11 protein-coding genes and 2 pseudogenes are annotated in these 11381 nt (G+C 63.1%); 7 read left to right on the forward strand and 6 right to left on the reverse strand.

The annotated features are described in order from the left end of the window. From WB528_RS16775 to WB528_RS16785, 3 genes are all read right to left on the reverse strand, one after another. Nucleotides 1-376 (reverse strand): GNAT family N-acetyltransferase (locus tag WB528_RS16775; RefSeq protein WP_423889532.1); only part of this gene is annotated, 376 nt, incomplete at its 3' end. Between the two features lie 124 nt (nucleotides 377-500). Beyond that, nucleotides 501-1643 carry a type III PLP-dependent enzyme gene (locus tag WB528_RS16780; RefSeq protein ID WP_423889533.1) on the reverse strand — a complete coding sequence of 381 codons (1143 nt, stop codon included), beginning with the start codon at nucleotides 1641-1643 and terminating at the stop codon, nucleotides 501-503. Nucleotides 1644-2332: 689 nt separating this feature from the next. After that, a complete protein-coding gene (locus WB528_RS16785; protein WP_423889534.1) occupies nucleotides 2333-2593 on the reverse strand; it encodes a hypothetical protein in 261 nt (86 codons plus the stop codon). A gap of 132 nt (nucleotides 2594-2725) precedes the next feature. On the opposite strand from WB528_RS16785, the gene WB528_RS16790 reads away from it, so the two are divergent. The 3 genes from WB528_RS16790 to WB528_RS16800 are packed head-to-tail and all read left to right on the forward strand — an operon-like array spanning nucleotide 2726 to nucleotide 6548. Next, a complete protein-coding gene (locus WB528_RS16790) occupies nucleotides 2726-4813 on the forward strand; it encodes a M3 family metallopeptidase (RefSeq protein ID WP_423889535.1) in 2088 nt (695 codons plus the stop codon). Continuing rightward, nucleotides 4810-5457, forward strand: coding sequence for a DUF1007 family protein (locus tag WB528_RS16795; protein WP_423889536.1), 648 nt, complete (start codon nucleotides 4810-4812; stop codon nucleotides 5455-5457). The genes WB528_RS16790 and WB528_RS16795 overlap by 4 nt, the downstream gene beginning before the upstream one ends. Further along, nucleotides 5454-6548 carry a nickel/cobalt transporter gene (locus WB528_RS16800; RefSeq protein WP_423889537.1) on the forward strand — a complete coding sequence of 365 codons (1095 nt, stop codon included), beginning with the start codon at nucleotides 5454-5456 and terminating at the stop codon, nucleotides 6546-6548. Before WB528_RS16795 ends, WB528_RS16800 begins: the two co-directional genes overlap by 4 nt. On the opposite strand, the gene WB528_RS16805 is transcribed toward WB528_RS16800, so the two are convergent. Then, the gene (locus tag WB528_RS16805; protein ID WP_423889538.1) at nucleotides 6543-6941 is read right to left on the reverse strand and encodes an MAPEG family protein; all 399 of its coding nucleotides are present in this window, start codon (nucleotides 6939-6941) and stop codon (nucleotides 6543-6545) included. The two genes, WB528_RS16800 and WB528_RS16805, sit on opposite strands and share 6 nt — an antisense overlap. Before the next feature lie 108 nt (nucleotides 6942-7049). On the opposite strand from WB528_RS16805, the gene hemH reads away from it, so the two are divergent. After that, a complete protein-coding gene (gene hemH / locus WB528_RS16810) occupies nucleotides 7050-8087 on the forward strand; it encodes a ferrochelatase (RefSeq protein ID WP_423889539.1) in 1038 nt (345 codons plus the stop codon). A gap of 57 nt (nucleotides 8088-8144) precedes the next feature. Continuing rightward, nucleotides 8145-8485: pseudogene (locus WB528_RS16815) on the forward strand (NfeD family protein); the annotation flags it as partial. Nucleotides 8486-8652: 167 nt separating this feature from the next. On the opposite strand, the gene WB528_RS16820 reads toward WB528_RS16815, so the two are convergent. Further along, complete coding sequence (locus WB528_RS16820; RefSeq protein WP_423889540.1) at nucleotides 8653-9003, reverse strand: winged helix-turn-helix transcriptional regulator; 351 nt, start codon at nucleotides 9001-9003, stop codon at nucleotides 8653-8655. A gap of 85 nt (nucleotides 9004-9088) precedes the next feature. Here WB528_RS16820 and WB528_RS16825 point away from each other — a divergent pair, with 85 nt between their 5' ends. Then, entirely contained in the window at nucleotides 9089-9628 is a 540-nt protein-coding gene (locus WB528_RS16825; RefSeq protein ID WP_423889541.1) for a carboxymuconolactone decarboxylase family protein, read from the forward strand. 8 nt (nucleotides 9629-9636) lie between these two features. On the opposite strand, the gene WB528_RS16830 is transcribed toward WB528_RS16825, so the two are convergent. After that, on the reverse strand, nucleotides 9637-10653 hold the full coding sequence (locus WB528_RS16830) for a KpsF/GutQ family sugar-phosphate isomerase (RefSeq protein ID WP_423889542.1): 1017 nt from the start codon (nucleotides 10651-10653) through the stop codon (nucleotides 9637-9639). A 211-nt stretch (nucleotides 10654-10864) separates the two neighbouring features. On the opposite strand from WB528_RS16830, the pseudogene WB528_RS16835 reads away from it, so the two are divergent. Continuing rightward, nucleotides 10865-11381 (forward strand): annotated as a pseudogene (locus WB528_RS16835) (outer membrane beta-barrel protein); the annotation flags it as partial.

Here is an 11381-nt window from a genome sequence, read left to right on the forward strand (position 1 = left end):
GGATCACCGCGCCATGGCCGCGTTGCCTGGCAGCGGAAAGGGCGTGATCCATCAACGCCGCGCCGATGCCGAGCCCGCGGTGACGACCATCGACCGCGAGCGGTCCCAACATCAGCGCCGGGACGCCGCCGGCACTGACGGGCCACAGCCGTACGGTTCCGACCAGCTTCCCCTGGCGCACCGCCGAGAAGGCAAGGCCTTCGGCGGGCGCGCGTCCGTCACGCAACCGCTCGCAGGTGCGCATATCGCGGTTGGCGCCAAAGCAGGCATCGAGCAGCGCTTCACGGGCGACGACGTCGGAAGCCTTCTCCGCACGGATCGCGAACGGAGCGGCTTTCGGGGTGAGGGCAATGTTGGTCTTCCGCAAGGCAGTCATGGCACGTCAGTCCCCACAGCTCGCGGGCGGCAAAGCCGGCGGCTGCGTTGTCCAAATCGGCAATGTCAGGGAGGGAGCCGGCGGACCGGCTCCCGGTTATCTCAAGCCTTCAAAAGAGGCAGGATCAGATGTGGTAGGTCTTGAGCGGCGGAATGCCGTTGAAGGCCACCGACGAGTAAGTCGACGTATAGGCCCCGGTCCCCTCGATCAGCACCTTGTCGCCGATCTCAAGCGTTACCGGAAGCGGATACGGCATCTTCTCGTACAGGACGTCGGCGGAATCGCAGGTCGGTCCTGCGAGGACGCACGGCGCCATCTCGGCCCCGTCATGCGGGGTGCGGATCGCGTAGCGGATCGACTCGTCCATGGTCTCGGCGAGACCACCGAACTTGCCGATGTCCAGGTACACCCAGCGCACCTCGTCCTCGTCGCTCTTCCTGGAGATCAGGATGACCTCGGACTCGATGATGCCCGCATTGCCGACCATGCCGCGTCCCGGTTCGATGATGGTTTCCGGGATCTGGTTGCCGAAATGCTTGCGGAGCGCGCGGAAGATCGACCGGCCGTACTGCACGACCGGAGGAACGTCCTTGAGGTACCTGGTCGGGAATCCGCCGCCCATGTTGACCATGGAGAGGCTGATCCCCCGCTCGGCGCAGTCGCGAAACACCTGGGAGGCCATCGCCAAAGCGCGGTCCCAGGCCTTCACCTTGCGCTGCTGCGAACCGACGTGGAAGGAGATGCCGCACGGCTCCAGACCCTGACGCTTGGCGAGGTCGAGCACGTCGACCGCCATTTCCGGGTCGCAGCCGAACTTCCGCGACAGCGGCCATTCGGCCCCGGCGCAGTCGTAGAGGATGCGGCAGAACACCTTCGCGCCGGGGGCGGCACGGGCAACCTTTTCGACCTCGGCGGTGCAATCGACCGCGAACAGCCGAATGCCGAGCGCGAAGGCCCGCGCGATGTCGCGCTCCTTCTTGATCGTATTGCCGAAGGAGATGCGGTCCGGCGTTGCGCCCGCGGCCAGCGCCATTTCGATCTCGGCCACGGTCGCGGTATCGAAGCACGAGCCCAGCGAAGCGAGCAGCGACAGCACTTCCGCCGCCGGGTTTGCCTTCACCGCGTAGAATACGCGGCTGTCGGGCAGCGCCTTGGCGAAGTTCTGGTAGTTGTCGCGCACGACTTCGAGGTCGACGACGAGGCAGGGCTCAACGTCCCGGCCCTCGTTCCGGCGGTTACGCAGGAATTCCCTGATACGTTCGGTCATAGCACCCTCCAAACGGCCCAGCGACGGGCCCGTTCAAATTGATCTCGGTCGTAAGTGCCGTGGCTGTTGCCGCACGATGGAGACGCGACGAAGCCTCGAACTCAGAACCGAATTGTGCTGCCGTGGATTGGTTGGGAAATTTCCCGCCCGCTCACCTGGCAATGAAGGACAAGCCTTTTCAGTAGCCCGCGCCGGCGGTGGAATGCCGGTAGAGACCAAAAAAGCCCGATCCGTCGTTGCTTTAAGTCGCGTCCCTCGTTGAGAACGAGGTGCGCCGGTTCGCCTCCGGCTGCCAGTCACGGTTGCAAGGGGAAGAAGGGACCTTCAACGGCATCTCTGGAGAGAGATGCTGGCCTCTTCGAGTCTTCGACTTTGAAAGTCTGGACTCGCGCGACCCTCGGTTCTTCAACCCTTGGCGGCTGTCCGGCCTCTTGTCCGGATACCTACCGACTGACACACGACCACAGGCACGTGCGAAATTGGGCAAGTCCGCACATAATCTTTTTGACTCTGCTTCGCAACAATTTTTTTAGGCTGAGCGAAAATTTCCCTAACACCTGCTTACGGCGTCGCGCGTGAGGCGAGCGAGCAGCGCTGGAAATGAACGGGCGTTAAGTTTCTTTAACGAAGCGTAACGCTTCAAGCCAGGCAGCGAGCGTCGAGCGTGCGTCGTCGCTTGCGCGAGTCGCTCAGGCGCGTCGCGTGAACGGCTCGACGCGCTGGGCCGCGCGGACGAAGCCGATCATGATCAAGACGCCGATCGCAAACAGGATGGCTTGCAGAATGTGCGCGCCGGTGTCGTCGAGGCCGAACAGGATGGCGAGCGCCCAGCCACCGGCAAACGCCGCGCCGAACACTTCGGCGCTGATCAGGATCGCTGCACTGATGACGGTGACGACGCTGGGCCAGGCGATCTGGCGGCTGCCGGTCGGGGAGGTCTGCGCGCTCATGGTGCTTACATCCTGTTTTCGGGCCGCAATCTCTATGAAAAGGCGGCCTCTATCAAGCGTAAAAGGCCCAAAAAAGCCCCATCGCGTGATATAGCCTGATGCTTGGAATTGGCACTTAAAACGGGAATTTCGATGTCAGAAGCCGAGGGAAACAACCAGCCTGTATCCGCTCAGGCCAACCCGCTGCTCCGGCCGTGGCAGACGCCATTCGAGACGCCGCCCTTTGCCGAGATCGCGCCGGAGCTGTTCCTGCCCGCGTTCGAACAGGCCTTTGTCGACCACGCCGCCGAGGTTGCCGCGATCACCCATGATCCCTCGCAGGTGGACTTCGACAACACGATCACGGCGCTGGAGCGCTCGGGCAAGCTGCTCTCGAAGGTGTCAGCCGTCTTCTACGCGCTGGTGTCGGCCCATTCCAATCCGGCGCTGCTGGAGATCGACAAGGAAGTATCCTTGCGGATGGCACGGCACTGGAATCCGATCATGATGAACGCCGTGCTGTTCGGCCGGATTGCCCAGCTGCACGAGAATCGCGCCGGGCTTACCCTGACGGGCGAGCAGATGCGGCTGCTCGAGCGCACCTATACGCGCTTCCACCGCGCCGGCGCCGGGCTCGATGAGACCGCAAAATTACGGATGGCCGAGATCAACGAGCGGCTGGCTCATCTTGGGACGGCCTTCAGCCATCACCTGCTCGGCGACGAGCAGGACTGGTTCATGGAGCTTGGCGAGGCCGACCGTGAGGGGCTTTCGGACAGCTTTGTCGCGGCCGCAAAGGCGGCGGCGGAGGAGCGGGGGCTCGCCGGCAAGGCCATCGTGACGCTCTCGCGCTCGTTCGTCGAGCCTTTCCTGAAGACGTCGTCCCGCCGCGACCTCCGCGAGAAGCTCTACAAGGCCTTCATTGCCCGCGGCGACAACGGCAACGCCAACGACAATAACGCCACCATCGTCGAGATTCTGGCGCTTCGCGAGGAAAGCGCCAAGCTGCTCGGCTATCCGACCTTTGCCGCCTACCGTCTCGAGGACTCGATGGCGAAAACGCCGCAAGCCGTTCGCGGGCTGCTGGAGCGGGTCTGGAAGCCGGCGCGCGAGCGCGCATTCGCCGATCGTGACGCGCTTCAGGAACTGATCGCGGAGGAGGGCGGTAATTTCGCATTGGCCCCGTGGGACTGGCGTTACTACGCCGAAAAGCTGCGGCAGGTCAGGGCCAATTTCGACGATTCCGCGATCAAGCCGTACCTCTCGCTCGACAATATGATCGAGGCCGCCTTCGACTGCGCCAGCCGCCTGTTCGGCCTCTCCTTTGTCGAGCGCAAGGATATCCCGGTCTGGCATCCGGATGTGCGGGTCTGGGAGGTCAGGGATCGCGCCGGGGCGCACAAGGCGCTGTTCTATGGCGACTACTTCGCGCGGCCTTCAAAACGCTCCGGCGCCTGGATGACCTCCCTGCGGGACCAGCAGAGGCTCGACGGCGAAATCACGCCGCTCATCCTCAACGTCTGCAACTTCTCCAAGGGCGCCGACGGCGAACCGTCGCTGCTGTCGCCGGACGACGCGCGCACCCTGTTCCACGAATTCGGCCACGGCCTGCACGGAATGCTGTCGGACGTCCTCTTTCCATCCTTGTCGGGAACCAGCGTGTTCACCGATTTCGTCGAGTTGCCTTCACAGCTTTACGAGCACTGGCAGGAGCAGCCGCAGGTGTTGCGCCAGTTTGCCCGCCACTACCAGACCGGGGAGCCGCTGCCGGACGACCTGCTTCGGCGCTTCATCGCCGCGCGGAAGTTCAATCAGGGTTTTGCCACGGTGGAGTTCGTGGCGTCGGCGCTGCTCGATCTCGAATTCCACACCCAGCCGGCGTCCGCCAGCACCGACGTGCGCGCTTTTGAGCGGCGCGAGCTGGAGAAGATCGGCATGCCGGCGGAAATCGCGATGCGCCACCGGCCGCAGCAATTCGGGCATATCTTCTCCGGCGATCACTACGCCTCGGGTTATTACAGCTACATGTGGTCCGAGGTGATGGACGCCGATGCCTTCGGCGCCTTTGAGGAGGCCGGCGACATCTTCGATCCCGCGGTCGCCAAGCGCCTGCATGACGACATCTATTCTTCCGGCGGCTCGCGCGACCCGGAAGACGCCTATGTCGCCTTCCGTGGACGCGAACCCGAACCGGATGCGCTGCTCCGCCGCCGCGGCCTGCTGGAAACCGCCTTGAGATGAAGCGCGCCCGGTCCCGCCTGATTGGCTGGCTGTTACTGGCCTGCGTCGGGGTGTTCGGCGCGACAGCTGCGCACGCCCACCCGCACGTCTGGATCACATCCGCGAGTGAACTGATCTATGCGCCCGATGGCTCGATGACCGCGGTGCGTCACGCCTGGACCTTTGACGATATGTTCTCGACCTATGCCTTGCAGGGTATCGAGAGCAAGACGAAGGGCGTCTACACCCACGAGGAACTGGCGCCGCTCGCCCAGACCAATGTCGAGTCGCTGAAGGAATTCGCCTTCTTCACCTTTGCCAAGGCTGACGGGAAAAAGGGCAGGTTTCTGGAGCCGGTCGACTATTTCCTCGAATACAAGGACGGCTTTCTGGTGCTGCATTTCACCTTGCCGCTGAAGACGCCGATCAAGACCCAAGAGCTGTCGCTCGAGATTTTTGACCCCACCTTCTTCGTCGACTTCAAGCTTGCCGACAAGGATCCGGTGCGGCTGGTCGGGGCGCCCGAGGGTTGCAAGTTCGGCTTCCAGCGGCCGAATGACGGCGCGGCCGGTGCGCAGGCGATGGGCGAGGACAATTTCCTCAGCGGCGGCAACTCCAACTATGGCGCGATGTTCGCCAACAAGATTACGGTGATGTGTCCATGAAGCCTGGCCAGTGCAAGGATGGACGGCGCCTCGGGCATGCGCTCGCGCTTGGCGCGCTGGCCGTCGCCGCGGTGCTGACGGTGGATGGCGTGATGCATGTCGTGGCGGCGCAGACGCCTTTCGGCGGCGGGCGTCCCGTCAGCGACCCGCACGCTGGGGGCCTGATCGGTTGGTTGCTCGCCAGGCAATCGGAATTCTACCGCGAGATGTCGTCCACGATCCGCGCGGCCAAGTCCGACGGAAGTGCGGTCAGGACGCTGCTCGCGATCTCGTTCGCCTACGGGATTTTTCATGCTGCCGGTCCCGGCCACGGCAAGGCGGTGATCTCGTCCTATCTGGTCGCCAATCAGGAGACCGCGCGGCGCGGCATCGTGCTCTCCTTTGCGTCTGCTTTGTTGCAATCGCTGGTGGCCGTTCTGATCGTTTCGATCGGCGCGTGGCTGCTCAATGTCACGGCGAAGACCATGTGCGGGGCCGAAAGGGTGATCGCGATTGCGAGCTATGCCCTGATCGCGGCATTCGGGGCGCGGCTGGTCTGGACCAAGGGTGGCAGTTTTATTGGCGCGTTGCAGGCAAACCGGCCGATGCCCGGATTAGCGCTGGCCTCGGCCTCGGTGTCTCACGATCATGTTGGCCACGATCACGCCGGCCACGGGCATGATCACGATCATGATGGCCACGTCCATGACGAACATTGCGGCCACTCCCACGGACCACTGCCCACGGAGCTCGCCGGCCCAGGCGGCTGGCGTCGCGGCATCGCTGCGATCTTGGCGGTCGGCTTGCGGCCGTGTTCGGGTGCCATTCTGGTTCTGGTGTTCGCGCTGGCCCAGGGCCTGTTCTGGGCCGGCATTGCCGCAACCTTTGTGATGGGGCTCGGCACGGCGATCACGGTGGCTTCCATCGCGATATTGGCGGTCTCGGCCAGGGATGTCGCGGGCCGCATCAGCCGTGTGAGCGACGGCGGCGGCGCCTTGATCATGCGCGGCATCGAATTTGGCGCGGCGGGGCTCGTGTTGCTGTTTGGCCTTGGCCTGTTGTCCGGTTATCTCTTCGCCGAACCGCTGACCTGTCTTCAGCCGATCCTATAGCGGCAGAAAGTGGCGCAGCGCCGGCATGAAGAAGATCGCAATGTTGAGCGCAAAGCCGATGCTCCACAGGATCGAGCGAAGCGTTGGCCGGTCGCCGATATAGGTAAAGACATACGCTATCCGAACGATCACAAACAGAATGGCGAGTTCGTTGATCAGATTTTGCGGGCAGGCGCGAAATTCGGCGAGCAACACTGCCGCTGCAAAGAACGGAAACGCCTCGATCCCGTTCTGGTGCGCGCCCAGCGCGCGCGACGAAATAGGGTCTTCATAGAAGGCGGGGTCGCGCGGTTTGGAATTATCGAAACGGTCAAAGCGGAGCCATTTTACCGAGGCGATGCTCAGGAGATAGAGCAGCAGGCTTAAGAAAACGCACCATTCGGCGATTGTCATATTTCCTCCGACGCCCGACGCCCGGTAGTGCCGGGATCGCTTTGAGGACAAGAATATCGAACCCGCTGTTATCTTGACAAGGACGGTCCGGCGCGCGAAGCCAGCGTCATGACAGTGGTCTCGCCGATCGATATTTCCAAGCCCGCCGCCGGCGTCACGCCGGAGCGCGTCGGGATTCTCCTGGTCAATCTCGGCACGCCCGACACGGCGGACGCGCGCGGGGTGCGTGTTTATCTCAAGGAGTTTCTGTCCGATCCGCGGGTGATCGAAAATCAGGGCTTGCTGTGGAAGCTTGCGCTCAATGGTATCATTCTGCGCACCCGCCCGGCTCGCAAGGCACGCGATTATCGCAAGATCTGGAATACGGTCGCAGACGAGTCGCCGCTCAAGACCATCACCCGCGCGCAGGCGGACAAACTCGCCGCCGGCATTGCCGATCATGATCATGTCGAGGTCGACTGGGCGATGCGGTACGGCAATCCATCGATTGCCGAGCGGATCGGCGCTCTGATGGCGCTCGGCTGTGGGCGCCTGCTGGTGGTGCCGCTCTATCCGCAATATTCGGCGGCAACGTCGGCGACCGTTTGCGACGAGGTGTTTCGCGTGCTGGGCAAGATGCGCGCGCAACCGACGCTGCGGGTGACGCCGCCTTATTATGACGATCCTGATTACATCGATGCGCTTGCGGTGTCGATCGAGACGCATCTGGCGGGCTTGCCGGCCCAGCCCGAGGTCATCGTGGCCTCGTTTCACGGTATGCCGCAAAAATATGTCGACAAGGGAGATCCCTATGCGCGCCAATGCCTGGCGACGACGGAGGCCCTTCGCAAACGCCTCGGTCTCGATTCATCGAAGCTGCTTCTGACGTTTCAGTCGCGCTTCGGCTTCGATCAATGGCTTCAGCCCTACACCGACAAGACCATGGAAAAACTGGCCAAAGACGGCGTGCGGCGGGTTGCCGTCGTCACCCCCGGGTTTGCGGCCGACTGCCTCGAAACGCTGGAGGAGATTGCCCAGGAAAATGCCGAAATCTTCCAGCACAATGGCGGCGAACAATTTTCCTTCATTCCCTGCCTGAATGACAGCGAGGGCGGCATGGACATGATCCGCCAGCTCGTCTTGCGCGAGCTTCAGGGCTGGATTTGACCACTCGCATTTCCTTCGCTCGAACCTTAGATTTGCCGCCGGCGACTAAGTGACGGGTTTACCGCGGGGCTGGCGGCGCTGTTGACCGGGCTGGTGTCGTTTGCGTTCAGTCCATCCTGGCAAGTCCAGATCTTGATGTTCGCGGTTTTCGCCGCCGCCGCCGTGCCGCTATGGCGTCGTCTGGCGCATCACAGTGCTGCGGGTAACCGTTCCTCAACAAGCGCGCCGATGCTCTCGTCGGGCGTGTGTTTACGCTGGAGAAGCCGACTATCGACGGCGCAGGCACGGTGCGGATCGACGACACGGTCTGGCGGGTTGCAGGTCCCGACGCGCCGGCGGGCAGCCGGGTACGGATCGTGCAGGCCGATGGCGCGAGCCTGACGGTGGCTGCGGCTTGATGCTGGTGGAGTGGATTTGACATTCGCAGGCCGCCTAGCCGCGGGCTCTCAATGCGAATGTCAAATCCAAGGCTCCACCAGAAACGTACGATTGCTTGTGGCCCTTTGATTCCAACATTTCGTAAAAGTGCCCGCTGAGACGGGATACGAATGTTAGAATCGGACCACTACCTGCGCTCCTTGCCCCAGCGTTCAGCGAAACGATGTAACGGCAGGAGAGTTTCGAGCAACTCCCGGCCCATATCCGTCAAGCGGTAGCCGCTGCCCGGGACAAGCTCGATAAAGCCGGCTTCACGCAGTTCCTTCAGCCGGTCGTTGAGCACCGTCGGCGAGGCCTCGTCGCAGGCGGTGCGCAGTGCGCGCGAGGTCAGGGCCTGCTCGCGCAACTCCCAGAGAATGCGCAAGCTCCACCGCCGCCCGAACAGGTCGAGCAACACCATGATCGGCCGGCCGGTCCGGGAGCCGCGTACGCGGCCTCTGCCGATGATCCTGCGGGCGGTCGAGGGTGGCTTCGGCATGGGCTTTTCCGTCTTTCTTTTGCTTGCGGCTTGCTACAAATAATGTAACGTATCGCTACTGTTAATGTAGCACGGAGTTTGGCCGATGACGCGAATTTCCCCGCTGGAGCCGCCTTATGCACCGGAAATCCAGGCCGAGTTCGACCGAGTCATGCGCGGCGCGCCGCCCTTGATGTTGTTTCGCGTGATTGCCTCTAACCCGCGCGCCTGGGAAAAATTCCGTAGCGGCAGCCTGCTCGACCGTGGTCCGCTCAGCCTGCGGCAGCGCGAGATCGTCATCGATCGGACCTGTGCGCTTAACGGTTGCGAGTACGAATGGGGCGTTCATGTCGCGATTTTCGCACAGGCGGCTCGCCTGACGGAGCCCGAGATACGCGCCACCGTGCGTGATGGCGCGAATGCCGAATGCTGGTCGGCGGCCGAGCAAGCATTGATTGCGGCCGTCGATGCGCTGCATTTACGGGCGACGCTCAGTGATGACGAATTCTCAAAACTCGCCTCGCATTACGACGAGGCGCAGATTTTTGAAATCATCCTGCTCTGCGGCTTCTACCGAACCGTGTCGTATCTGGCGAACGGTTTGCGTCTGCCGCTGGAGGAGAAAGCGGCACGGTTTCCACGATGAAGGGCGGCCTACACCACACCGGTGCGCAAGAGATCGTGCAAGTGCACGATGCCGACCGGCTTGCTGGCTTCAGTCACGATCAAGGCGGTAATCTTCGAGGCATTGAGGATTTCCAGCGCCTCGCTGGCCAGCAGACTGCCGCGGATCGTCTTCGGATTTTTCGTCATGACGTCGTCAACCAGCGCCGTCAGCAGGTCAGGCCGCAGCATATGGCGACGCAAGTCGCCGTCCGTGACGATGCCGGCGATCGCGCCGCGCGCATCCACAATGCCGACGCAGCCGAAGCCCTTCGATGTCATTTCGACGAGGGCTTCCGACATGCTGGTCCCGAGCGGCTTCAGTGGCACGGCCGCTCCCGTATGCATGATCTCACTGACATGTTTCAGCATGGCGCCGAGCTTGCCGCCTGGATGCAGCACGCTGAAGTCCACTGACGTGAAGCCGCGGCCCTCGAGCAGCGCGATCGCCAGCGCATCGCCCAGCGCCAGCATCATCAGCGACGAAGTGGTGGGCGCCAGATTATGCGGACAGGCCTCGCGCGCCTTCGGCAGCGTCAGCGCCACGTCGGCGGCCTGGCTCAGCGTGGAGTCCTGCTCGGCCGTCATCGCGATCAGCGCAATACGGAACCGTTTGGCATAGGTGATGAGCGTCTTCATTTCCGGCTGCTCGCCGGACCACGACAGCGCCAGGATGACGTCGTCGGTGGTGATCATGCCGAGGTCGCCATGGCCGGCCTCGGCGGCATGCACAAAGAACGCCGGTGTGCCGGTGGAAGCAAAGGTGGCTGCGATCTTGCGGGCGATATGGCCCGATTTCCCGAGCCCGGTACCGATCAGCCGCCCCTTGGCGCCGCGAATGAGATCGGCCGCGCGGGCACAGGGCTCGCCGAGGTCGGATCGCAGCGCCGCTTCGATCGCGGCAATGCCGCTGCCTTCGGCCTCCAGGGTGCGTAAGGCCGATTGGACGGCGGCGTTATCGGGATCGGTGCCGGTTGAATTGGCCATCAGCGGTTTCGATTGACGCATGCGTGGTTCCGAAGGGGTCTCGCAAGACAACAAGACAGGACGGTCTTCCTACCACGCGACGACGCCAGAAGGCGACGCGGGCGACCGCTCTCAACGTCCCATTAACCATAATTGTTTTAACTCCGTTAACGACGTTTTCGGACCGGTCATCCTCGGCCGCCCGAAGGTCTTGTCTGCAAGTGTATGATTCCGCTGAGGTATTCATAACGTGATGCCGGGTCCAGCTACGGGCCGCCGCAAGCGCGTAACGTTGTTGCGTGCCGCCTTGCCATGCCTCGCGCTGATCACGATCGCTTCCCCCCTTCAGGCCCAGACTCTCAGCCCTGACCTGTTGCGCCCGGTCCCCGGCGGCTTTCTCCTCCCGCAGGATTCCCCGCTGCGCAAGATCAGCGAAAACACCACCGATAATCCAGCCGATCCCATGATCCACGGACAGCCATCGGACAAGAAGCGGCCCGCACCGTCGCGGATCGGCAATATTCCGAAATACGGTCTGCCTGCCGCGAGCGGCGCGGCCGATGCCGGCTTCGACTCGCTCAACCGCACACGCAAGCAGCCGAAACTCTATCCGGGGCAGGCGAAGCCAAAGCCCTCGCCAGGGCCGGCCACGTCCGCGCCCGACGCCAGTAAAGGCCCGACCAACCCGAACGGGCGCGCGCGTATTTCGCCACCGCCATCGATGACCGCGAACCGGCCGCCGCTGCCGCCCGCGATGGCCGGCACCCTCG

It is taken from the genome of Bradyrhizobium sp. (assembly GCF_049586575.1).
Taxonomy (GTDB): domain Bacteria; phylum Pseudomonadota; class Alphaproteobacteria; order Rhizobiales; family Xanthobacteraceae; genus Bradyrhizobium.

What these genes read in the sequence shown, in the direction of transcription:
- WB528_RS16785 (WP_423889534.1), bottom strand. Translation starts at nt 2,593, where the DNA reads ATGAGCGCGCAGACCTCCCCGACCGGCAGCCGCCAGATCGCCTGGCCC.
- WB528_RS16790 (WP_423889535.1), top strand. Translation starts at nt 2,726, where the DNA reads ATGTCAGAAGCCGAGGGAAACAACCAGCCTGTATCCGCTCAGGCCAAC.
- WB528_RS16830 (WP_423889542.1), bottom strand. Translation starts at nt 10,653, where the DNA reads ATGCGTCAATCGAAACCGCTGATGGCCAATTCAACCGGCACCGATCCC.
- WB528_RS16825 (WP_423889541.1), top strand. Translation starts at nt 9,089, where the DNA reads ATGACGCGAATTTCCCCGCTGGAGCCGCCTTATGCACCGGAAATCCAG.
- WB528_RS16795 (WP_423889536.1), top strand. Translation starts at nt 4,810, where the DNA reads ATGAAGCGCGCCCGGTCCCGCCTGATTGGCTGGCTGTTACTGGCCTGC.
- WB528_RS16805 (WP_423889538.1), bottom strand. Translation starts at nt 6,941, where the DNA reads ATGACAATCGCCGAATGGTGCGTTTTCTTAAGCCTGCTGCTCTATCTC.
- WB528_RS16820 (WP_423889540.1), bottom strand. Translation starts at nt 9,003, where the DNA reads ATGCCGAAGCCACCCTCGACCGCCCGCAGGATCATCGGCAGAGGCCGC.
- WB528_RS16800 (WP_423889537.1), top strand. Translation starts at nt 5,454, where the DNA reads ATGAAGCCTGGCCAGTGCAAGGATGGACGGCGCCTCGGGCATGCGCTC.
- WB528_RS16780 (WP_423889533.1), bottom strand. Translation starts at nt 1,643, where the DNA reads ATGACCGAACGTATCAGGGAATTCCTGCGTAACCGCCGGAACGAGGGC.
- hemH (WP_423889539.1), top strand. Translation starts at nt 7,050, where the DNA reads ATGACAGTGGTCTCGCCGATCGATATTTCCAAGCCCGCCGCCGGCGTC.